The organism is Eubacterium callanderi, assembly GCF_900142645.1.
Classification (GTDB): domain Bacteria; phylum Bacillota; class Clostridia; order Eubacteriales; family Eubacteriaceae; genus Eubacterium; species Eubacterium callanderi.
In genome coordinates, this window is record NZ_FRBP01000009.1 from 44,915 (window position 1) to 67,394 (window position 22,480).

The 22,480-nt window shown below is 48.9% G+C and carries 25 protein-coding genes; 18 read left to right on the top strand and 7 right to left on the bottom strand.

The window, feature by feature from the left end; genetic code table 11:
* Positions 1-122 precede the first annotated feature (122 nt).
* Positions 123-620 carry a winged helix-turn-helix transcriptional regulator gene (locus tag BUC22_RS21310; RefSeq protein WP_123876035.1) on the top strand — a complete coding sequence of 166 codons (498 nt, stop codon included), beginning with the start codon at positions 123-125 and terminating at the stop codon, positions 618-620.
* A 49-nt stretch (positions 621-669) separates the two neighbouring features.
* On the opposite strand, the gene BUC22_RS13185 is transcribed toward BUC22_RS21310, so the two are convergent.
* The 3 genes from BUC22_RS13185 to BUC22_RS13195 form a co-directional block, all read right to left on the bottom strand.
* Positions 670-1,515 carry a 2-oxoacid:ferredoxin oxidoreductase subunit beta gene (locus BUC22_RS13185; RefSeq protein WP_013379126.1) on the bottom strand — a complete coding sequence of 282 codons (846 nt, stop codon included), beginning with the start codon at positions 1,513-1,515 and terminating at the stop codon, positions 670-672.
* Positions 1,512-3,185, bottom strand: a complete 1,674-nt coding sequence (locus tag BUC22_RS13190; protein WP_013379127.1) for a 2-oxoacid:acceptor oxidoreductase subunit alpha — start codon at positions 3,183-3,185, stop codon at positions 1,512-1,514. Before BUC22_RS13190 ends, BUC22_RS13185 begins: the two co-directional genes overlap by 4 nt.
* A gap of 75 nt (positions 3,186-3,260) precedes the next feature.
* Positions 3,261-4,175, bottom strand: a complete 915-nt coding sequence (locus BUC22_RS13195; RefSeq protein WP_013379128.1) for a DMT family transporter — start codon at positions 4,173-4,175, stop codon at positions 3,261-3,263.
* A gap of 137 nt (positions 4,176-4,312) precedes the next feature.
* Between BUC22_RS13195 and dnaX the strand changes: the two genes are divergently transcribed.
* The 7 genes from dnaX (at position 4,313) to BUC22_RS13230 (ending at position 10,193) form a co-directional block, all read left to right on the top strand.
* Entirely contained in the window at positions 4,313-6,037 is a 1,725-nt protein-coding gene (dnaX, locus tag BUC22_RS13200; RefSeq protein WP_070081129.1) for a DNA polymerase III subunit gamma/tau, read from the top strand.
* Between the two features lie 144 nt (positions 6,038-6,181).
* A complete protein-coding gene (locus BUC22_RS13205) occupies positions 6,182-6,514 on the top strand; it encodes a YbaB/EbfC family nucleoid-associated protein (protein WP_337926970.1) in 333 nt (110 codons plus the stop codon).
* Between the two features lie 28 nt (positions 6,515-6,542).
* Complete coding sequence (gene recR, locus BUC22_RS13210) at positions 6,543-7,142, top strand: recombination mediator RecR (RefSeq protein WP_013379132.1); 600 nt, start codon at positions 6,543-6,545, stop codon at positions 7,140-7,142.
* Between the two features lie 31 nt (positions 7,143-7,173).
* Positions 7,174-8,907 carry a phosphoenolpyruvate--protein phosphotransferase gene (gene ptsP, locus BUC22_RS13215; protein ID WP_013379133.1) on the top strand — a complete coding sequence of 578 codons (1,734 nt, stop codon included), beginning with the start codon at positions 7,174-7,176 and terminating at the stop codon, positions 8,905-8,907.
* Positions 8,908-8,926: 19 nt separating this feature from the next.
* Positions 8,927-9,193: an HPr family phosphocarrier protein gene (locus BUC22_RS13220; RefSeq protein ID WP_013379134.1), complete on the top strand. Its 267-nt coding sequence runs from the start codon at positions 8,927-8,929 to the stop codon at positions 9,191-9,193.
* 114 nt (positions 9,194-9,307) lie between these two features.
* Entirely contained in the window at positions 9,308-9,793 is a 486-nt protein-coding gene (locus BUC22_RS13225) for a YtxH domain-containing protein (RefSeq protein WP_013379135.1), read from the top strand.
* Positions 9,794-9,809: 16 nt separating this feature from the next.
* On the top strand, positions 9,810-10,193 hold the full coding sequence (locus BUC22_RS13230; protein WP_013379136.1) for a DUF948 domain-containing protein: 384 nt from the start codon (positions 9,810-9,812) through the stop codon (positions 10,191-10,193).
* Positions 10,194-10,245: 52 nt separating this feature from the next.
* On the opposite strand, the gene BUC22_RS13235 is transcribed toward BUC22_RS13230, so the two are convergent.
* The 3 genes from BUC22_RS13235 to BUC22_RS13245 are packed head-to-tail and all read right to left on the bottom strand — an operon-like array spanning position 10,246 to position 13,148.
* A complete protein-coding gene (locus BUC22_RS13235; protein WP_013379137.1) occupies positions 10,246-10,977 on the bottom strand; it encodes a LytR/AlgR family response regulator transcription factor in 732 nt (243 codons plus the stop codon).
* A 35-nt stretch (positions 10,978-11,012) separates the two neighbouring features.
* The gene (locus tag BUC22_RS13240) at positions 11,013-12,374 is read right to left on the bottom strand and encodes a sensor histidine kinase (protein WP_013379138.1); all 1,362 of its coding nucleotides are present in this window, start codon (positions 12,372-12,374) and stop codon (positions 11,013-11,015) included.
* A gap of 9 nt (positions 12,375-12,383) precedes the next feature.
* Positions 12,384-13,148 carry a hypothetical protein gene (locus tag BUC22_RS13245; protein ID WP_013379139.1) on the bottom strand — a complete coding sequence of 255 codons (765 nt, stop codon included), beginning with the start codon at positions 13,146-13,148 and terminating at the stop codon, positions 12,384-12,386.
* Between the two features lie 269 nt (positions 13,149-13,417).
* Between BUC22_RS13245 and BUC22_RS13250 the strand changes: the two genes are divergently transcribed.
* From BUC22_RS13250 to BUC22_RS22135, 3 genes are all read left to right on the top strand, one after another.
* On the top strand, positions 13,418-13,834 hold the full coding sequence (locus tag BUC22_RS13250) for a hypothetical protein (RefSeq protein ID WP_013379140.1): 417 nt from the start codon (positions 13,418-13,420) through the stop codon (positions 13,832-13,834).
* Positions 13,835-14,050: 216 nt separating this feature from the next.
* A complete protein-coding gene (locus BUC22_RS13255; protein WP_123876036.1) occupies positions 14,051-15,217 on the top strand; it encodes a uroporphyrinogen decarboxylase family protein in 1,167 nt (388 codons plus the stop codon).
* Positions 15,218-15,228: 11 nt separating this feature from the next.
* Positions 15,229-15,381 (top strand): hypothetical protein, encoded by a 153-nt coding sequence (locus tag BUC22_RS22135; RefSeq protein WP_013379142.1) that lies wholly within the window; start codon positions 15,229-15,231, stop codon positions 15,379-15,381.
* 49 nt (positions 15,382-15,430) lie between these two features.
* On the opposite strand, the gene BUC22_RS13260 is transcribed toward BUC22_RS22135, so the two are convergent.
* Entirely contained in the window at positions 15,431-16,075 is a 645-nt protein-coding gene (locus tag BUC22_RS13260; protein WP_013379143.1) for a TetR/AcrR family transcriptional regulator, read from the bottom strand.
* Positions 16,076-16,182: 107 nt separating this feature from the next.
* Between BUC22_RS13260 and BUC22_RS13265 the strand changes: the two genes are divergently transcribed.
* From BUC22_RS13265 to murI, 7 genes are all read left to right on the top strand, one after another.
* On the top strand, positions 16,183-16,794 hold the full coding sequence (locus BUC22_RS13265; RefSeq protein ID WP_013379144.1) for a nuclear transport factor 2 family protein: 612 nt from the start codon (positions 16,183-16,185) through the stop codon (positions 16,792-16,794).
* A gap of 268 nt (positions 16,795-17,062) precedes the next feature.
* On the top strand, positions 17,063-17,374 hold the full coding sequence (locus BUC22_RS13270; RefSeq protein WP_013379145.1) for an STAS domain-containing protein: 312 nt from the start codon (positions 17,063-17,065) through the stop codon (positions 17,372-17,374).
* Positions 17,375-17,376: 2 nt separating this feature from the next.
* Positions 17,377-17,817: an ATP-binding protein gene (locus BUC22_RS13275; RefSeq protein ID WP_013379146.1), complete on the top strand. Its 441-nt coding sequence runs from the start codon at positions 17,377-17,379 to the stop codon at positions 17,815-17,817.
* Position 17,818: 1 nt separating this feature from the next.
* Entirely contained in the window at positions 17,819-18,571 is a 753-nt protein-coding gene (locus BUC22_RS13280) for a SigB/SigF/SigG family RNA polymerase sigma factor (RefSeq protein WP_013379147.1), read from the top strand.
* Between the two features lie 207 nt (positions 18,572-18,778).
* Positions 18,779-20,863: an elongation factor G gene (fusA, locus tag BUC22_RS13285; protein ID WP_013379149.1), complete on the top strand. Its 2,085-nt coding sequence runs from the start codon at positions 18,779-18,781 to the stop codon at positions 20,861-20,863.
* 182 nt (positions 20,864-21,045) lie between these two features.
* Positions 21,046-21,624 carry a xanthine phosphoribosyltransferase gene (locus tag BUC22_RS13290; protein ID WP_013379150.1) on the top strand — a complete coding sequence of 193 codons (579 nt, stop codon included), beginning with the start codon at positions 21,046-21,048 and terminating at the stop codon, positions 21,622-21,624.
* A gap of 24 nt (positions 21,625-21,648) precedes the next feature.
* A complete protein-coding gene (gene murI / locus BUC22_RS13295) occupies positions 21,649-22,458 on the top strand; it encodes a glutamate racemase (protein WP_013379151.1) in 810 nt (269 codons plus the stop codon).
* Positions 22,459-22,480 lie beyond the last annotated feature (22 nt).

Consider the following 22,480-nt stretch of genomic DNA (forward strand, 5'->3'; position numbering starts at 1 on the left):
TTTATGAGTAAATAGAAAAAAACAAATAAACTAAGAAAAATAGGAGCATTGATTCAAAGAATTTGCTAAAGGGAAAAAAATCGGATATACTCTTTATTGTAAACAGAAAAGGCGGAGTTAAAATGAGTGAGAAAGTTTTGGAAATTGAAAAGATTAATGAAAAACTAACAGAGAGAGACGGCTTTATGGCGAATTGCCAGCGCTTGATTGATACGGAGGATGACGAAACGTTTTTATCGGTTTTTAGTACAATTCCGGATTTTCCAGTAGGCTACGCCTCGGCTGAAAAAGCCATGGCGCTGATCAGCGGTAAATGGAAATACGCCATTCTTCGCCGTGTTTTTATACGCCGACGGATGCGTTACTCCGAGTTGAAAAAATCATTGGAGGCCGATGGCATTACTGATAATATGCTTTCATCTTCTTTAAAGGAGATGGTTCAGGCGGGGTTACTCACCAAGACAATCTATGCCGAGGTGCCACCCAGAGTGGAGTATTCGATCACAGCAAAGGCAATCGAGATGTACAGGATTATTCTCAGGATGGCAATGTGGTATATTACTTATGAGAAAAAAGAGCTTCAGGAATTACTGGAGGCAGCTGAAACAAAAGACCTGTGATAAAAAACCCCAGGACGTCACTTTTCGTTACGTCCCGGGGTTTTTATGATCACACAAAGGCGTTCATCAGCGCGGTGATCCCTTCTAAATCGGTCTCTCTGTCCACCAGAGCGGGCCCTGCGGACAGCACGGAGTGGGTTTCGGCAAAGGCAGGGTGGTTGTTTTCATAGAAAACACCGATGGGAATCCGGTCGCTGTTGGTCAGGGCCAGCTCCAGGGCGGCCATGTGGTCGTCTGTGGGGTGGTTTTCGTCCAGGATATCCACATGTTCTTTGTAATATTTGAAGGTATTGACCTTATTGAAGCTGACGCAGGGCTGGAGTATGTCTAAAAGAGCGTAGCCCTTGTGGCGGATGGCGCGCTTCATCATTTCGGCCAGATGCTCCTTATTGCCGCTGAAGCTGCGGGCCACAAAGGTGGCGCCTGCGCTCAGTGCGATGGCCAGCGGGTTGAAGGGGGTGTTGAGGTTGCATACTTTGTTGACGCTGTGTTCGGTACAGGCGTCTGTGGTAGGGGAAATCTGCCCTTTGGTCAGGCCGTAGATGCGGTTGTCATGGACAAAGTGGGTGATATCCACATTTCGGCGGATGGCGTGGAGAAAGTGGTTGCCGCCCTCGCCATAGGAGTCACCGTCACCGGTGTCGATGATGACGGTCAGATCGTCATTGGCCATTTTTGCCGCCTGCGCTGCGGGAAGGGAGCGGCCGTGTAGCCCGCAGAAGGAATTGGCGTTCAGGTACTGCGGGGTTTTGGCGGCCTGGCCGATGCCGGCGGCCAAAAGCACCTGGTCATTGGGCAGATCCAGATCTTCCAGGACGCTTTTTAAGGTGTCGAGGATCATAAAGTTGCCGCAGCCGGGGCACCAGGCGGTTTCGTGCTTGATATAGGTACTCATTTGTTTTCTCCTTTCATGACAGCGTCGGCAATCTCTTCGCCGGAGAGCTGACGGCCGTCGTATTTTAATACGGAAGCGTCACAGCGCAGCAGGGCCTTTTCTCGGAGAAGGGCAGCCAGCTGGCCGGTGGCGTTCTGTTCCACGTTGATGATGGTTTCTGCCTGTTCGGCAAAGCCGCGCAGCACCTGCAGGGGCAGCGGGAAAACATCGCCGAAAACCAAGGCCCCGTAGCCGGAAGGATTTTTTTCGTTGAGGATTTCCACGGCTTCTTTTAGCGGTCCCCACATGGAGCCAAAACCGATGAGCAGGGTCTTAAAGTCCTTATCGCCCAGGAAGTCGGGCTCCTCAAGCTCATAGCGCAGGGCGGCCATTTTTCGGGCGCGTTTTTCGACCATGGCGTCGCGCATTTCAGCGGATTCGGTGATGTAGCCCATTTCGTCATGCTCGTCACTGTCGGTGGTGACAATGGCCTTGGTTTTGCCGGGGATGAGCCGCGGTGAGATACCGCTTTCGGTGATCTGGTAGCGGCGGTAATCCTCGGGGGCGCCGGTCAGGGCGGCGCCCACAGGCTCGATTTTCAGCGTGTTCAGGTCAAAGGGGAGCACGGTGGCTGTGGCGTCGGCCAGGTACTGGTCGCTCAGTAAAATCACAGGCATCTGGTACTTTTCGGCCAGGTTAAAGGCGCGAACGGTCTGGTAAAAGGCGTCCTCCTGGTTTTTAACGGCAATGACCATGTGCGGGAAATCACCGGCGCCGGCGGCAATGGCGAAGCGCAGATCGGCCTGTTCGGTGCGGGTTGGCAGGCCGGTGGCAGGGCCGGGGCGCTGAATATCGCCGATGACCAATGGGATTTCGGCAATGCCGCAGAAGCCGACAGCCTCGGTCATTAACGCGAAGCCGCCGCCCACGGAGGCAGTCATGGCGCACGCGCCGGCGTAGGAGGCGCCGATGGCCATGTTTACGGCCGCGATTTCATCCTCTGCCTGTTCCACCACCACGCCGGTCGTCGCACTGGTATCGGCGAGGTAGTTGAGAATGGAGGTGGAGGGGGACATGGGATAAGCGGAATAGAACCGGAGGCCTGCGGCCAGCGCGCCCAGCGCGATGGCGTCATTGCCGCTCAGCAGCAGGTAATCGCTGTAACCTGAGGACAGGTGTTTATAGCGCGCCTCTGCGCTGTCGTAGCCGAACAGAAGCCCCTGGCGGTTTATCTCCAGAAACGCGGGCTTGATGGAATCCTTCAAAACGGATTCGGCGGATTCTAAGGTTTCGCCGAAGAGCCTGAGCACTGCGCCCATGGCAATGACGCCGGCAACCTTCGGGTTGCCAAGCTCGCTGGCTTTTTTGCGCATATCAATTTTTAATGCGTGGGGATGATCGGTTTTCAGGCCGATGTCGCACAGGATAAACCCACCGTCCACCAACTCGTCCTGGTGTCTGGAAATGGTCTCCTCATCCATGGCAACAATGCCGTTTACTTTGAGGGAATGTGAGGTGATGGGCGTCTTGCCAAAGCGGACCAGTGTGAAATTGTGGCCGCCTCGGATACGGGACATGAAATCACGGGCCGAAAAGACAAAATAGCCCGACTTTTTCAAAACTTTTTCGAGCACAGCCACCATGGTGTCAATACCGTCACCGGCTGCGCCGCCAACCAATAAATTGTACATGGAAATTTTCCTTTCTGGATACTCATAGAATAGTATACTTATACCCAGAAAAGAAAAAAGAAAAAGCCCGCGAGTTCACTCGCAGGCTTTTTCAGTCATCTCCCCCTCGGGCGCCTTCTTGCGCAGGAAGGAGAGCTTGGTTTCTGAGACGATGATGGCAATGAAGATCAGGACAAAGCCGATGATCAGCTTGGGCGTCAGGGCTTCGCCGTAAAAGATGACGGAGAACAAAACCCCGAAAACGGATTCCAGGCTCAGGATGATGGCAGCGGCAGAGGGATGAGTGTATTTCTGCCCGACGTTCTGGAGCAGCAGGGCCACAGCGGTGGCAAAAAAAGCCAGAAACAGGAGGCCGAGGACGCTGTCGAAGGTCCATACTGCGGGCAGGGACTCAGTAGCAAAGCCGACAATCCAGGCAAAGATGGCCGCGTAGCCAAACTGCAGGATGGTGATGAGGATGGGGTCACGGTCACGGCCCAGCTTGGCAACGGCGACCATGTGCGCCGCAAAACACAGCCCGCCCAGCAGAGTAAAGGCATCGCCAAAACCAATGGTAAAGCCCTCGGTCAGGGAGACCAGGCCAATGCCCACAATGCAGATAATGGCGGCCAGGTAGTTGTAAATATCCGGCTTGGATTTATCCACCGCCCAGAATAAAAAGGGCACGATAATGCAGTAGATCGCGGTTAAGAAGGCATTTTTTCCAGGAGTGGTATCGGTGATGCCGATGGTCTGGAGGCTGTAGGCGGCAAAGAGGCAGAAGCCGATGACGGCACCGCTTATAAAATAGCCCTTGTCCAGAAGCTTAAGCTTTTTGCGGAAAATAACTGCCAGCAGAATACAGCCGATGGTAAAGCGGAAGCCCAGCAGCATGTGGGGTGTAAAAATATCCACGGTATTTTTAACCACAAAGAAGGAGCTCCCCCAGATGATGGCAGCGCCGAACAGAGCGCATTTTGCCAGAATTTTCATTTTTTTTGAGTGTTCCATAGCATTTCCTCTCATGTATATTTATACAGCTGTTATTTAATATTATACATGATAAATTCAGACAAGTAAAGGGAAGGCCTATACAAAAAACACGCGTTATATTATAATAAGGTTAAGAAAAAACAGAGGAGAAGATCATGGCATATTTAGCGTTATACAGACGGTACCGCCCACAGGATTTTGACAGTGTTGTGGGACAGGAATACGTTACGCGCATTTTAAAAAATCAAATATTATCGGGCCGTGTGGGGCATGCCTATTTGTTCTCTGGAATCCGGGGAACGGGCAAGACATCCATCGCCAAGATATTTGCCCGGGCCATCAACTGTGAACACAATGAGGACGGCAATCCCTGCAACGCCTGCGACACCTGCCTGAACATTGAGAAGCCAGGCGTTATGGACATCATTGAAATCGACGGTGCGTCCAACCGCGGGGTTGATGAAATACGGGAAATCCGTGAGAAGGTGAAATATCCACCTACAATGGGTAAGTATAAGGTATACATCATTGATGAAGTGCACATGCTCACAAAGGAAGCCTTTAACGCCCTGTTAAAAACCCTGGAGGAGCCGCCGGAGCACATCGTCTTTATTTTAGCCACCACGGAGCCAAACAAGCTCCCCATGACGATTTTGTCCAGGTGCCAGCGCTTTGACATCAAGCCGATCTCCCAGGAACGGATCGCCGGGCAGATTGCGCACATTCTGGAGGACATCGGCGTGTCCATGGACCGGGAGGCCATTGATTTTATTGCTTACCGGGGGGACAGCTCCATGCGTGACGCGCTGAGTCTGCTGGATCAGGTCATTGATATCCGAGAGGCGGATAAAACCATCACCTACGAGGATGTGCTGGCCTTTATGGGCATGGTGGATGAGGATCAGATTGCCGGGCTGGTGCAGGATGTGGTCGCCGGCGACAAGGGCGGCGTGCTGCTGAAATTTAAGGCCATGCGCGAAGCCGGCCGCGACAGCGGGCTGGTGTTTGGCCAGCTGATCGACTACCTGCGCAAGGTGCTCATCGTTAAAACCACCGGTGCTGCCAGCCAGGAGATACTGGGCATTACCGAGAGTGCCAGCCAGGCCCTGGCTGCTGTGGGACAGGATGTGCCCGACAAGCGTTTTTACAGCATGATTGATTTCCTCATTGAGGAAAAGAACAAGCTGCGCTACAGCGGGCTGGCGTCTGTCATTGTGGAGATGGCGCTTCTGAAGCTCTGCGATCCGGACAGCCTGGTGAAGACCGTGGTGCAGGAGCAGCCGGAAAGACCGGCTGGGCAGCAGGGGCGGCAGGCAGGCGCGGTCCAGGGAATGCCGCCGAGACCGGCGCAGGCAGCGCCCCAGCATGCGGATAACGCCGTAAAAAGCCGCGCTCAGGAAATGCAGGCGGCCGCGCGGGCAGCCGGCCGGGAACCAACAGCTGTCTCATCCGCAAAGGAGACGGCGGCACTGCCCGCTTCCAGCGCGGATATGGCGGCGCAGGAAACGCCTCCGGCAGCGGTGAGAACCGCCGATGGCGGCGTCAACACCGATAACCTGTACACGGGTCTGGTCCGGAGCTGCCAGAAGCAGAAGCAGATGCTGGTCAGACCGCTGATGTGCTGTAAGCTGGCGCACAAGGGGGACAAAAAGCTGGCGCTCCGGTTTAGCGCGGACAAGGACGGCCAGGCGGCAATGGGCATGTTAAAGCTGCCGGTCATGTTTGAGTTTGTGAAGAAGACGCTGTGTGAGCTGGGAGGGGACCAGTACGTGCTGGATCTTGAGCTTGTGGAAAAAAATTATGATGAGATGTCCATCCTTGAAAAGACAAAATCCATCATCAACGACGACAGCGTGGAGGTCGTAGAGGTAAAAGGATAGGCTTGTTTCAGAAATTATGTAAAATATCTTTCTGCTTTTATTAAATGTAAAAATTTATATGGAAATATTAAAATTTAATGATATAATATTTTGGTCTAAAACGATAAAAATTTTTAGGAGGTAAAAATGGGTCGTGGTAGAAGAATGCCCGGTGGAATGCCAGGAGGCATGCCGGGAAATAAGAATAATATGATGAAACAAATCCAGAAAATGCAGGACGAAATGTTGAAAGCCCAGGCAGAGCTGGAAGAGAAAGAAGTGGAAGCCACCGCTGGCGGCGGCGCTGTCAAAGTGACTGTTTCAGGGAAGAAGATGGTTACATCTGTAAAAATAGATCCTGATGTTATAGATGAAGACGATGTTGAAATGCTGGAAGACCTGATCATGGCAGCCTGCAACGAAGCGCTGTCAAAGGTAGAAGAAATGACCGAAAGCCAGATGGGCAAATTGACCGGCGGCATTCCAGGATTATTTTAAGCTTAAACAGCAGAATATGAGGTGAATTATGGGTTTTTATCCAAAGGCCATTGAGAGATTAGTTACTGAACTTGGAAAGCTTCCGGGTATTGGAGAAAAAACCGCTCAGCGGCTGGCCTTTCATCTGATTGATGCTCCGGCGGAAGAGATTGAAGGTCTGTCAAACGCCTTGTTAAATGTAAAAGATAAAATTCGGCTGTGTCCGGAGTGCTTCAGCATCACTGACGGTGACCGCTGTGATGTGTGCGCAGACCCCAACCGGAACCGCAGGGTGATCTGCGTGGTGCAGAGCACAAAGGATATTTTCGCCATTGAAAAGACCAGAGAGTACAACGGCCTTTACCATGTGCTGCACGGCGTTATCTCGCCCCTTGAGGGCATTGGGCCTCAGGACATCAAGGCAAAGGAGCTGCTTCTGCGCATTGGTGAAAATGACATTGAGGAGGTCATCATGGCCACAAACCCCACCCCGGAGGGTGAGGCGACCGCCATGTATCTGGGCAATCTCATCAGTCCCCTGGGCGTTAAGGTTACCCGCCTGGCCAAGGGCATTCCCATCGGTGCCGATGTGGAATACATTGACGAAATCACACTGATAAAAGCATTTGAAGGTAGAAATACGATTTAGAGAATCTTTATAGAAAGTGGAGGATATTTTCATGTTAAAAGAAGGAATTATTGCATCCCCTGGTATTGCCATTGCAAAGGCATTTGTATATGACAAGGTTGAAGTGGAAGTCACCGAAAAAAAGGTTGACGATCCAGAGGCTGAGGTTGCCCGCCTTCAGGCTGCCCTTGAAAACAGCAAGGAGCAGATTTTAAAGATTAAAGAAAAAGCAGCCCGTGACCTGGGTGAAGAAGAAGCAGAAATCTTTGAAGCCCACGCCATGGTTCTGGATGACCCTGAATTTGTGGACAGCATCACGGCTGAGATTAACACAAACGGCGTCAATGCGGAGTTTGCGGTTAAAACCGTCACCGACCGCTTTTTTGAAATGTTTGACATGATGGACGATCCTTATTTCAGCGCGCGCGCCGCCGATATCCGCGATGTGGGAACCCGGGTGCTCAACAATGTTATGGGGGTTGAAAATGTGGATATCTCCTGCCTGGATGAAGACACCATCATCGTAGCCGATGACCTGGCCCCCTCCGATACCGCTCAGATGGATAAAGCGCGGGTCAAGGGCTTTGCCACCAACATCGGCAGCCGCACCTCCCACACCGCCATCATGGCGAGAAGTCTGGAAATCCCGGCTGTTTTGGGCTTGGGCGACATTACCGCGGCTGTAAAAAACGGCGATACCGTTGTGGTTGACGGTTTAAAGGGACAGGCGGTGATCAATCCGACCGAGGACGAGCTGGCAGCATATAAAAAACAGCAGGAAGACTATCAGGCATACATTAAAGAGCTGGCTGAGCTTAAGGAGCTGGAAGCGGTCACCACCGACGGACACAGGGTAGAGCTGGTCGGCAATATCGGCTCTCCGAACGATACCGACGGCGTGCACAAAAACGGCGGACGCGGCGTGGGCCTGTACCGTACGGAGTTCTTATATATGAACAGCGACACCATGCCGGATGAAGAAAAACAGTACGAGGCTTACAAGGCTGTGATCGAATCCTTTGACGGCGATCCGGTTATCATCCGCACACTGGATATCGGCGGGGACAAAAAGCTGCCGTATCTGCCTCTGGAAGAGGAAATGAACCCGTTCCTGGGCTTCCGCGCCATCCGCTTATGCTTCCGCGAGGTGGACATGTTCAAGACACAGCTGAGAGCGATTCTGAGAGCCTCTGCCTTTGGAAACGCGCTGATCATGTTCCCGATGATCTCCGGCGTATCCGAGGTGCGTCAGGCCAAAGGCATTCTGGCAGAATGTATGAAGGAGCTGGACGAAAAGGGACAGGCTTATGACAAAAATATCCGTGTCGGTGTCATGATCGAAATCCCGTCGGCAGCAGTGACCTCGGACATCATTGCCAGGGAAGTGGATTTCTTCAGCATCGGCACCAATGACCTTTGCCAGTATACCCTTGCGGTAGACCGTATGAATCAGGAGGTTTCCTACCTGTACAATCCGCTGCATCCGGCGATCCTGCGCCTGGTCAAGACAGTGATCGACGCTTCCCACGCCCGCGAAGGCCTGTTCACCGGTATGTGCGGCGAAATGGCCGGTGATCCGATGGCAACGCTGATCCTTCTGGGACTGGGTATGGACGAGTTCTCCATGAGCGCCTCCTCCATTCCGCAGGTTAAGAAGATCATCCGCAGTGTCAGCTATGAAGACGCAAAGGCCATTGCAGAAAAAGCCCTGAACCTGGAAACCGGCGAAGAAGTCAAGGAAATGGTTCAGGCAAAAATTGCAGAATTAGGCATTAAAATCGTTTAGTAAGGTGGTGAGCTGAAAAATGGTCAGTAAGGTCGTAACCATTACCAACGCTACCGGCCTGCACGCAAGACCGGCATCCATGTTTGTACAGACCGCTGGTAAGTACAAAGCGAAAATTGAAGTGGTCAAGGGTGACGCGCGTTTAAATGCCAAGAGCATCATGGGGATTATGTCCGGCGGCATCGCGCAGGGAACCACGGTCACCATCGAAGCCGATGGCGAGGACGAGCAGGATGCCCTGGATGCGCTGGTCGAGCTGGTGCACAGTAATTTTGGTGAAAAGTAATTAAAAAAAGTAAAGAAATTTTCAATAATACCTCAAAGGGCTGTTCAATTTAAGCTTTTTGGGGTATTATTATATTACTATGAAAAACGATTTAAAACCAGGAGGACAAAGAATATGAGTTGTAACAAAGGTTATTTTGTAGGCGGATTGTTCGTCGGAACAATCATTGGTGGTGCTTTAGGTATTCTGCTTGCCCCAAGCTCCGGCGAAGAAACACGCCGTAAGATTAAAGACGGTGCGCAGGACACATTTGGTGACGCTTATGACCAGGCTGTGGAGTATGGTGAAAACCTGAAGGAACAGCTGCAGGATATGACCGATTCTGTAACCGATAAGGTAAACCAGTACAAAAACCAGATTGAAAATAAAATCCAGGAAATCCAGGATGAAGTGAACCAGGATATCGAAGAATTAAACGAAGAACTGGAAGCCCTTCAGAAGGAAGATGGCGAAGCGGTTGCCGATGCAGCCAAAGATACCGTCGACGCGGCTAAGGCTGCGGCGGACGACGCCAAGGACGTAGCGGTTGACGCAGCGGACAAGGCTTCTGACACCATCGACAGTGTTAAAGACGCCGCCAAAGACGTTGTAAAGAACTAGGACTGGTATCCGTTAAATGATGACTGTAAGTTTTAGTATATGGGAGCTGGCGGTCCTGATTATTGCCATTGCCTTTGTGTTTGGGACGGTTTATCTGATTAAGGTTTTTAAAAACCTGGGTGCGACCCTGGAAACCACAGCCAAGCTGATGGATGAAAACCGCGCGCAGATCCATAACATTATGGACAATGTGGACAGTATTACGCAGAATGCCGATGACATGACAAACAAGGCCAACGATATGCTGGGCGGCGTAGAGGATTCTGTCAACCATCTGAAATCGGATGTGGTGGACCCGTTAGTCGGCGCTTTTGCCAAAATCGCCAAGGTGATGCAGGTCATCAGCAAGGGTGAGGCACGCGCGGCGAATAAGAAGGAAAAAAAGATTAAAAAAGTTTGATTCAATAAAAAGAGCCCCCGGGATGTAACGTTTTGTTACAGCCCGGGGTTTTTTATCTTTTAAGACGGTTTATTTTTTCAAACTGGTAGTTCCGGTAGTTCGCGGCAATCTCCTTGTACGCCGATTTGGAAATCGCAATTCTTTCACCGTTGCTCATGATAAAATCCCGGTTCTCCATAAAATCGACCTCATCCAGATTGACCATGCAGTTGCGGTAACAGCAGATAAAGTTGGAGTAGGGAAGGAGCATTTCAGAAAAGGCCTTAAAGGGCATATAGGTTTTGACGGTTCCTGTTTTGGTATAGATATAGATATAATGATTGGAGTAATCCGTATAAAGGATGCTGCGGATCAGAATTTTGATGATTCTGCGGCTCTGCTTCACTTCGATAAAATGGTTTTTCTCAAGGATAGAAGCACCGCAGTGCTGCATGGTTTCAAAAAAGGTATTATAATCATAGGGCTTGATGAGGTAGTCGGCTGCGCGTACCTTGTAACCCGCCAGCGCGTGGGTGTGCTCGGTGCTGGTGGTTGAGAAAATCAGGATGCAGTCCTTGTCGGCTTCCCGTATTTTTTGGGCCAGCTCAATGCCGTTCATGCCCTCCATATAAATATCCACAAAGATCAGGTCGTAGACCTGTGGGATAAAACAGGCCAGGAAATCACTGGCTCTTTCAAAATTTTTAATATTTGCGAGTGTTTTGTTTTCGTCACAATACTGCTTCAGATAAGCGCAGAGAAGCAGACCGTCCTCTTTTAAATCGTCGATAATGGCAATATTCAAATTGCCGCCTCCTCTCTTTGTGTTAAGCTGTCATGTCATAAGCTCTCGTATGAGGGCTGCTGGCCGGACTCCAGTTCCAGCAGAATCAGAACCTTGTAGGTGTTCTTTTCAATTTCCCTGCGGAGCGTGCCGTTATATTTTTTTACAATGCTGTCAATGGATAAAAGCCCGATGCCCCCCTCCTGGGCGGCGCTTGTGATGCGCTTGGAGGAAAGGCAGTTTCCGTTTTTATCGTACTGGATTTCGTGGTCAAAGCTGTTTTCGACCATTATACAGAAGTCTCTTTTGCTGGTAAAGCTGGCGGTGACATGGACAAAACGCGCGCCGTCCTGCTGGCGCTCGCAGGCTTCCACCGCGTTTTCGATCAGGTTGCCGAGGATAACGCACAGGTCGTTTTCGGAATCGGGCAGAGTGTCTGGAATCAGCAGGGTGCTGGAGACCTCAGCGCCGCACAGCCTTGCACGCTCAAAAAAATGGCAGGCGATGGCATTGATGGCGCAGTTATCACAGAGGATGACCTTTTCGTCCGGCGCTGCCTCACTTGTAATCTTTCTCAGGTATCCCCGCGCCCCGTCGGTATCGTTCTTTTCAAGATAGCCCTCCAGTCCCATCAGATGATGGCGCATGTCATGGCGGAGCTTAGAGGTGGCTTCAATATCCCTTTTAATGCGCCGGTACTGGTCTTTTTCCTTTTCCACAAGGCGGGACGCCAGCTCAAGCTGCGCATGATCCCTGGTCAGCTGGATGATTTCAAGAGCCATCCGGATCACCAGGATATTGACTGCAAAGATGCCGATGATCCAGGCGATGGAAACCAGAATACTGAGCTGTGTGAGCTCTTCCGGAAAGGCCTGTCTCTGGAAAACCTTCATGGTCGTGACGAGGTAGAAAGCAAACGGAACGCCCCAGAGGTAATTCCAGAATACAGCGGGCATGCCGGAGGCGGCCTCAATGAGCCTCTTGATAAACCGCTTCACAAAGAAAACCATAAGCGGCAGGGTGACCGCCAGCACAAACACATAGCATAAGAGAAAGCGGCTGCTGGCGCCGATGGCTGTGAGAGATGTGGATAGTGCGCCTGCCAGGATATTGCTGAAAAAAGAAACAATATGCACATAGCTCTCAAGTACGAAAAAGGCAAAGGCCGTTTCATAAACAGAGGGATGAAAAACCAGATGGTAGTAAAGAAAAATCAGTGCAATCAGAAATGGTTCTGAGAGCAGCACAGTCGCATGGAGGATGGTAACCACTTTGTCCAGAATAACACTGATGATCACTGCCGCCGCCGTCAGCAGGATTTCTCTTTTGTCGGACAGCCGCAGCTTTTTGTTAAACACGCTAAAGCCCAGGCCTGCCATGACGGCAAAGGGAAGGGCGACATTATAAAATAAGTACATAAATACCTCTTATGGTTTTGTTCTGTTCAGTTCTGGCAGACAGCCTATTTTTCGGGCCAGAGCCCGGTAGTCATAAATCCCGGTTGACTGGGCCACCCCGAACAGCGCGCGTTTGTCAAGGACATCTGCTGTGCTGTGAAGGCAGTACCGCTCGCTCTCAGCCAGACTTTGCACAGGCCGCGCCAGCTTTTTGTAAAGCCTCACAATGTAATGGTCCCGCGCTGCCTCGTAGTCAAAGCAGTCCGGCAGGGCTGTCCACAGTGGCTCAGAGCTGCATCCGTCAATGATGCGGGTGACGGCTTCGCGGTTATCGACAACTGGCACCATGCGGAGCTCACCCGGCATTTCCAGCCGGATAAAGGACGCATGATTAAAACGCACCAGACAGTTCTTTTTCAGGTGGACGAGCTCATGACCGACCAGCCCGGTGGACATGCAGAAAATGCGCAGTGTGCTGGGGCTGGGGCTCTGGATATAGGGTGAATCCAGTAAAAAGCATTGCCGCGCCTGGCCATAGAGCTTTGCCAGCGCGCTGGCGTCCACCCTGCGGGTGTTTTTACTTAGCTTTGCCCGGCTTTGGAGCCACGGCGTTACATACGCTTTCGTCTCCGCAAGCGTGGTACAATTGTAATTTTCAGCAATCCACTTAATAAAGCTGACGCAGTGGAGCCGATAGGTGCGGTAGGTATTACGGGCACCCTGAGGATTCATCCGTTTTTCTAAAATATTTTCAGTTTCCTCAAGGAGTGCTTTAAAGCTTTCAGATCGGTTCATTTGATTTTGATTTACTCCATTCTCTATAAAAAGTATACGTTAGCCCTGAATTGGGTTCAACCCGCATAACAGTAAAATAAGATTCATTTCGGTAAAAAGAGACGATTTCGGTAAAAACAGAACGACTTTGGTAGAGAACAGGCGGTTTTACACGCTGGTTAAGAGATATTTTATCTTTACCATTGTGGAAAGAACATTACTGTCATATACGTTGAGTAAAAAGAATTGAATTGCTATAATAAAGTTATAATTGCAAAGGAGATGCTATTTTGGAAGGAAAAAAATATTTAAAATTTTCAGGTATTATTTTAGTTATTTTTGGTATCGCGCAGCTTCTGCTGGCCTTTTTTGCCTTTGCTGGCGGCGGGATCGCAGCTTTGGGAGTCAACGCAGGAGGCGGCAGTAATTTGGCGGCTTCCGGGACTACCGCGTTCTTAGGGGGTGTTATCCTGGTGGTTACCGCTGCTTTTAACCTTATTTTCGGCATCATGGCAGTTAAAAACTGCGACAACGCCGGAAAGGCCAAGGCCCTGCGTGTTATGGGCGTAGTGCTGCTCGTCTTAGCGGCCGCTTCGCTTATTATTTACATCAGCGGCGGCCTGACGGTAGTCATTGGCTGCCTTGTTGATCTTATGATCAGTATTATTTACTTCTGGGGTGCTCAGAAAAATGTGCAGTCCCTGTAAAAAATGGCCGGACAGCACACTTGAAAAGTACGGCGGCTTAAATTTAAAAGAGACTGTCCCTGGGAAACTGAAGGTCTGATGCCTTCAGTTTCTTTTTTGTTTACGGGGAATATAGGCTAAAAATATGAATCAATCCTTAAATTCCTAAAAAGATATTGATTTTTTTAGGAAATGATTATATAATTCAAATAAAATACAATGGAGAAGGTGGAAAAAATGGATCAAACAAAAGCTTTTCAGGAAAGAATCGAGATATTCGATGACGCGGTACGGATGAAAAAGCGTCCTAAAAGAGTTCCTTTTGTCACAAACGATGCCTTTTGGCGGTATTATGATCTTGGATACACTCTGAGTGATGCCCTGATGGATCAACAGAAAGTTGAAGACGCTAACATTGATTTTCAAAAGCGCTACCAGTTTGACACGCTGCTGGATATTGGAGACCGCAATCCTCTGATTATGACAAGGAGCCTGGGGAACTTTGAGTATGGCATCGACGATGTGAACAACACACTGATGCTGAAGGAACAGACGCATTTTCATGAGGATGACTATGATGCATTTGTAAAAAACCCTTTAAAAACACTATGGGAAAATATTATTCCGAGAAAGTACACTTACTTTAAAGAAGGGATGCCCCTCGAGACCATTCAGAGGACTCTCGGAGAATTTCTCGCCTATGATCAGGCCATGGGAAAGACCAATAAGCGCCTGGCAGAGGAATGCGGCGTACCACCTATTCTGGACAGCGTACACGGCGCCAGGATTTACCCAGCCTTTGAAGCGCTGTATAATTTTTTGAGAGGTATGAAGGGCCTGTCGAGGGATCTTCGCAAAATACCTGAAAAAGTGCTGGCCTTTAACGAGGTCTACCACAATGTTTTTGTCAAAAACTTAATTGACGGCATTACCCACGCAGACACAAAGACAAGCGCCTTTACCGCGTTTACCATCATGCTGAGCGATAACATGATCAATCCAAAGCAGTTTGAAAAATTCTTCTGGCCGCAGTTTAAGGAACTGGCCGATAAAATCGTGGAGACGGACAATACAATGTTTGTTTTGAGTGAGGGCTCCTTCAAGCATGTGGCCGAATACCTGCAGGAGCTGCCAAAGGGGCATTTTTGCTTTTATGTTGAGATGGATGATATTTTTGAGACGCGGAAACGCCTCCCAAACCTGTGCCTGTGGGGAGGTCTGCCGGTATCCCTCATCGCCAGAGGAACAAAACAGGAATGCATTGATTACGCTAAACGCGTGATTGATGAAGTTGGAAGGGATGGCGGTCTGGTGCTGTGTACCAATAAGTTCACATCACATCCAAAGGACTGTAACCGTGAAAATCTGCTGGCTGTCAGTGAGTTTGTGCACCAATATCAATAAAGGAGAGAAAAATGGCTGATCATAAAAAAAATATAAAAGAGATGGACTATACCAAATATCCGGACGGCGTGGAAGCGTTAAAGCCAATGCTTGATTTTTTGCCGGATGATGCAGCAAGGGATGGGTTGTTGGCAGGATTTGTCTTGTTTCTGTCACTGATGTAGGGCAGTGGAGTGAATGAAAAAACGCCTGTAAACAGTGCAGGCGTTTTGTTTATGCAAGGAATTTTAAGTGGGAAAAATCCTTTTCGGCTATAAAATGATGGGAAAAGGTCATCAGGTTTTCAAAAACGGAGGGGGGAACCTCCAGGTTTTTACAGGTATTCCGGATCAGGTAATAGACAAGCTGATCAAGGGTCAGATGCAGGTCGCCAGCAAAAAAGTTTAAAAAGATTTCGCGCCGTGTCCCAAACTCCGCCAGAAGGATGATTTCAAAGTCGAGGTGCTCGGGGCTGTGGCCAAGGGCATCCAGCATTTCGTGGTATTTTTCACGCATGAGCCCGTGCATCACCCGGTAATTTGACTTATCCTGGATGATTTCGCAGTAAAAGCGCTTGTTGTGTTCGTCGGTAAGAACAATGGTATAAACCATAAACTGAAAGAGGCAGAACTGTTCCAACGGGTCTATCACTGCGCTTTTTTTAATAAAATGGTAAATATCAGTAAAGAATTGCCGATAGATTTCCTCGACAAGGTCGTCCTTCTTTTTGAAGTAGTAGTTTAAGTTGCCGAGGCTCAGATCCGCCAGTGCCGCAATGGATTTTAGTTGTGTGGCGTGATAGCCGTTCTGATAAAATGCATTCTTAGCAAAATGCAGAATCTTTTCTTTTGTGAGATTTCCTTTTCGTTTAATTGCCATAGTTATCGCCCTCCCTCAAAAGTATAGCATAAAAACAGGGAAGAAAATAGAATTATTTAGGAATTAATCTACAAAAAACTAAAAAAAAGCAAAATGAGGTAAAATTTATGTTTAAAAGATTATATGATGTGGATGACAGTCTGCAAAAAGATCTGTTTTTGGTAAAGGAGCTGGTTACCTTTGAGCGGTTCTGCCGGGATCAGAGTCTGTGGATAGAGATGAAGAAATGCTTCCACCCCGAATCAGCTGTGTGTATTTCCTGGTATAAGGGCAGCGGACAGGGCTTTATTGAGGCTTCTGAAAAAATGAAAGGTTTTGCACCGCATAAAATCAATCATATGGTAGCCCGCTGCAATGGCGACAGAGCCGTGGCGGAATGTATCACCAGTATACAGATGCGCCAGAAGCTGCAGGGGCAGTGGTATGACCTGACCTCTTACGCCCGGCTGCATTACCGGCTGGTAAGGGAGAGGGACTGCTGGCTTATCTTATCGTTGACCGGTATTTATGAGAAAGACACCGTGGAGCCGGCTTACTGCATTGGTACGCCGCAGCCCCTTGATTTTGACCCGGAAGGCTATCGGCCGTCTTATGCTGCTCTGTGCTATTTCTTTGAAAAATCGGGCATGGCGTTTTACGATGACCTGCCGGGGATCGACCGGCCCGAAATGGTGAACGCTCTCTATGAATCGAGCGGAAAGTGGCTTTCGGAAGCGTAAGGCGCTTCCCAATACCCGGGACGTAACGTCTGGTTATGTCCCGGGTATTTTTTGCTGCCTTGAAGGTACTTTAAGGCTTTTCTGTTAAAATGAATCAATGTACTGCAGCCTGTGCTTTTAAATTGATCTTTTTCTTTTAAAAAAAGAATTATTTTTGATTTTTAAGTTTAAAAAGTGAGAAATTTGGGTATAATATTCCCAGTGATGTTGAATGAATGCATATTAGGAGCTGGTTACCAGCTCGACTATGTTCGTTGAGGAGGATATAATGTTTGAAATAAGTGAATTAGAAAACGGCCGGGAAGGTGTACGTGTTACAGGAGAAGTTGATATCTATACTGCCACGCAGTTTAAGGAACCCATCGAAAAATTGATCGAAGCAAATACAAAAGATATTTTTCTGGATTTAACAGACCTGTCTTACATTGACAGCACAGGAATCGGTATCCTGATTGAGCTGCGAAAGGGCAGCATGAGCAGAGATCTGAACATGACGCTGATCAACCCCCAGAAAAATGTTGTCAAGCTGCTGCAGCTGACCGGTGTCGATCAAATTTTTAGTATTGTGGAGGAAAAATAGCAATGAGTGAAATGAGTTGCAGTACATGCAGAAGTTTGCAGGGAGAAACAGTTCACATTAGCCTGCCGAGTCTTCCGCAGTTTGTCAGCCTTGCGCGCTTGACGGTTGCATCGGTCGGAAATATCGTTGGCTTTTCGATCGATGTGGTAGAGGACCTGAAGGTCGCCGTTTCTGAGGCCTGCACGAACGCCCTGCGTCATGGCTGCTCCAGCGAGCAGTGCTATGACCTGTATTATCAGCTTGATCAGGACAAGCTTACCATTCGTGTTGAAGATAGTGGTGAGGGCTATGAGCCTGAAAGCATCAGTGAGCCGGAACTGCCCGGCAACCAGGCCGGCGGCTTTGGCCTGTTTATTATTAAATCGTTGATGGATGAGGTAGAAATCGTCAGTAATAAAGGAATGGGTACCAGTATCACGATGGTGAAATACCTGAGGACGTAAGATGGAATATCCAAATCAAATGACAAAACAGGAATCAAAGAAGCTGTTTATCGAATATAAGAAAACAGGCGATAAGGAAATTCGTGATCGCCTCATCGAGAATTTCCTGTATATTCCTAAATTACTGGTCAAAAAATACGCTTACCGCAGCAACGATGTGGAAGATATTTATCAGGTTGCCTGTCTGGGCCTGATGTACGCAGTCGAACGCTACGACCCTGACAGGGGCTTTGAATTTGACACCTTTGCATCACCAACCATCATCGGCGAAATTAAAAAATATTATCGTGACAAACAGTGGATTATCCGGGTTCCGAGAAGGATTCAGGAGCTCAACCGCGAGATTAACCGGGCGAAGACAACCCTGGAGCATAAGCTCATGAAGACACCGACAATCTCTGAGATAGCCGACTACCTGGAAGTGACTGAGGAAGCTGTGATTGAAGCGATGGAAGGCAATAATGTCTTTTATCCAAAATCCTTATCAACAGAATTTGAAAGCAATGCAGACGGACAGGAAGCAACGCTCTTAGATTTGATCGGTGAAGAAGATGAACGGATCGAAAACATTGGAAATGTCGAGGACCTCCGCCAGCGCCTGGAAAGCCTGAACCCAGTCGAGCGGATGATCATCGAAGAGCGTTATTATAACGGAAAAACCCAGAAGGAGGTGGCCGCCATTATCGGTAAATCACAGATGACGGTATCCCGTCTGGAAAAGAAGGTTATGGAGAAGCTGAGAGCCAACCTGTAATCTTAAGAAAAACAAGGCAAGAAGGGGATTTCGATCCCCTTTAAAAATTTTTTGTAATTCTTTACAAGTTTTAGTGGATAATTTCTGCAAAATATTATAAAATAGTAACATGCAACAAACCAAACGCATTTTCGGGAAAAATAACCTTTTAAAATAATGATTTCGAGAAAATGCAATCATTTAAGAATCTAGCAAGGGGGAAGAAGCATGAAAACGTATCCAACCAAAAACATCAGAAATATCCTTTTATTAGGACATGGAGGAAGCGGCAAGACAACATTGACAGAAGCAATGGCATTTAATGCAGGTGCCATTGACCGAATGGGCAGAGTTGATGAAGGAAATACCTTATCCGATTTTGATCCGGAAGAAAAGAGAAGAATGTTCTCAATTTCTTCATCCATTATTCCAGTAGAATATGGTGGACACAAGATTAACATCATCGATGTACCCGGTTATTTTGATTTTATCGGGGACGCCTACGCAGCACTGAGAGTCGCAGATGCGGTTGTTATCGTAGTCGATGCTTTAGCCGGCGTACAGGTAGGTACAGAAAAAGCCATTGAGCTTTTGTCAAAGGTTGACGTACCCGCTTTCATTGTGGTCAACAAAATGGACCGCGAAAACGCGACCTTTGCCAAGGTTATGGATAACCTGAAGGAAGCCTTTGGCAACAAGGTCATTCCTTTTGAATTACCCATGGGCGAAGGTGAGGACATGCGCGGCGTCGTCAACATTGTTGATATGACAGGAAGCCAAAGAAAAGACAACCGCTGCTTTGACGTAGAAGTACCGGAAGATATGAAGGAAGAGCTGGAGCCTTTCCGTGAAATGATCATGGAATCCGTTGCCCAGACCAGTGAAGAGCTGATGGAAAAATACTTTGACGGCGAAGAGCTGACCGAAGATGAAATCCACCACGGCATCCGCACCGGCGTGCTGGACGGCGACCTGATCCCGGTTCTGTGTACCTCCGCAGTACAGAATATCGGCGTAGAAACCCTGGAAAATATGATCATTGCCTATCTGCCGTCACCAAAGGATGCCAAGCCCGTTATGGGCAAGGACCCAAGAGACGGAAAAGAAGTCGAACGTGCCTGCGGCGCAAGCGAAAGCTTCTCGGCACTGGTCTTTAAGACCATCGTTGACCCGTTTGTCGGCAAGCTGTCCATCTTTAAGGTGATGTCCGGTGTGCTCGAGGCTACCACCGAGGTCTATAACGCTACCAAGGAAGCAAAGGAAAAGACCAATCACATCTATGTGCTGCGCGGCAACAAACAGATCGAAATTGAGGCTTTACTGGCAGGCGACATCGGTGCTTTCTCCAAGCTGGGGGTTACTGTCACCGGCGATACCCTGTGCGATCCCAAGGACCCGATCGTATACGACAAGATCGAATTCCCAAAACCGGTTATCTCAATGGCCATTGAACCAAAAACCAAAGCGGACATCGACAAGCTGTCCACTGGCCTCCACCGTCTGATCGAGGAAGATCCGACCATGAGCTTTAACCGCAATAACGAAACCAAGCAGACGTTGCTTTCAGGCCTTGGCGAAATGCACCTGGAAGTTATCTCCAATAAATTACAGCAGAAATTCGGCGTGGGCGTAAACCTTGAACCCATGAAGGTGCCGTACCGTGAAACCATCCGTAAATCCGCCAGCGCTCAGGGCCGTCATAAGAAACAGTCCGGCGGCAGCGGCCAGTTCGGTGACGTATGGGTCACCTTTGAACCGGGCGATACTCCAAATGATGATTTTGTCTTTATCGACAAGGTCGTTGGCGGCGCTGTGCCGAGAAACTTTATCCCGGCGGTCGAAAAAGGCCTTCAGGACTGTATGGTTGAAGGCGTGCTGGCCGGCTATCCGGTAACCGGCGTAAAAGCCACCCTGTACGATGGCTCCTACCATGCTGTCGACTCTGATGAAATGTCCTTTAAGATGGCAGCCACTTTGGCATACCGCAAGGGGATGAAGGAAGCCTCACCGGTTCTGCTCGAACCCATCTACAAGCTGACCATCACCGTTCCGGAAGAATACATGGGCGATATCATGGGCGACCTCAATAAAAAACGCGGCCGTATCATGGGCATGGAACCCATCGACGGCGGGAAACAGGTTATCACTGCGGAAGCACCGCTGGCAGAATTGTTCAAATATGCCACCGAGCTCCGATCTATGACCCAGGCCAGAGGCGAATTTGAAATGGAATACGTCCGCTACGAAGAAGCCCCGGCCACCATCTCCGAAAAAGTCGTAGCCGAAGCATTGGCAGCGAAGGAAAAAAAGTAAGATAAAATTTAGAATTTATAGGCAGCGCTGAAATATGCGCTGCTTTTTTAGTTGATAGTTGATAACTGGTTGAAAACATAAAATTTATGAAATAAGAGTTTTTTTGACAATGTGTACATGTCATTGATATAATATATAAATATGTAAAAAAGATTTGTTAATCGAGAAAGAGAAAAGGGTAAATGGAATTATTAAAGAATAAAATTTTGAACGATGGACATGCGCTTGGAAAAGATATATTGAAGGTAGATTCATTTCTCAATCATCAGCTGGATATCCGGCTTTTTGAAGCCATGGGAGAGGAATTCGCGCGCCGGTTTGAGAATGTCGAAGTCACTAAAATTTTGACCATCGAAACCTCTGGTATCGCCATTGCTGCAGTGGCAGCCAAATATTTTGACTACTGCCCGGTGGTGTTTGGCAAAAAAAACGCATCCTTAAACCTGGATAAGGATATCTATACCAGTGAGGTTTACTCCTTTACCAAGCAGCAGACCTACCAGATCATGGTTTCAAAAAAATATCTGAATCCCGAAGATAAGGTTCTGATTATCGATGACTTCCTGGCCAATGGCAAAGCCGTAGAAGCGCTGGAGGAAATTGTAAAACAGTCCGGCGCTCAGCTGATGGGGGTGGGCATCGCCATTGAAAAAGGCTTTCAGAACGGCGGAAAAGAAATCCGCGCGTCCGGTACCCGGCTGGAATCACTGGCCATTGTCGATGAAATGCATGAGGATGGCACTATTATCTTTCGTGATTAATACTTAAATTGAAGGGATAAGCTTATGGGAAACAGCAGTCCGATTGGTTTAATCGACTCAGGAATCGGCGGTTTTACCGTCCTCCGGGAGCTGCAGCGGCAGCTGCCCAGAGAAAACATCGTCTATCTGGGCGATGCCAAACGCATGCCCTACGGAGAACGGGAGAATGAGGAAATCATCGCCTTTGGAAACAGTGATATCCGTTTTCTGGAGAATATGGGCGTTAAGGCCATTCTTTTGGCCTGCAATACCATTTCTTCACTCATAGAAAGCCTCAACGCAAATGTGCCTTTATTCAGCATTGTGGAGGCCGGGTGCCTGGCCACCATCGAACGTCAGAAGGAAGGGGCGGTTGGGCTCATTGCCACCACCGCCACCGTCAAAAACGGCACCTATGAGCATATTTTGTCCAGCCATACGCAGGCGCTCCGCTACATTACCCAGGGGACCCGTACCCTTGCCAATGTGATTAATAACCACCCGGGTGAGCTGGCGCTGCTGCGCCAGAATATCAAAGAGGCCATCGATCCCATTTTTGAAAGGGAGCGCGTCAGCGCCCTGCTTCTGGGCTGCACCCATTTCCCCATTGTCCGCAAAACCATTGAGGAAATGTACCCCTGCCTCAGCATCATTGATCCGGCCGACAAGCAGATCACCCTGCTGAAGGAATATCTGGAGAAGAACAATGCCTTTAACGAAAGCAAGTACGACGGCGTGACCCGTATCTGCGCCACTGGCGGGGAAAAGGACTATAGGATCTTTGAGAATATGATTGAACAGCTGGCCCTTGGCTGCAGCGAGCTGACCCTGGAACAGCTGGATATTGACGAATAAAACTTTTAAATCCATTAGGAGG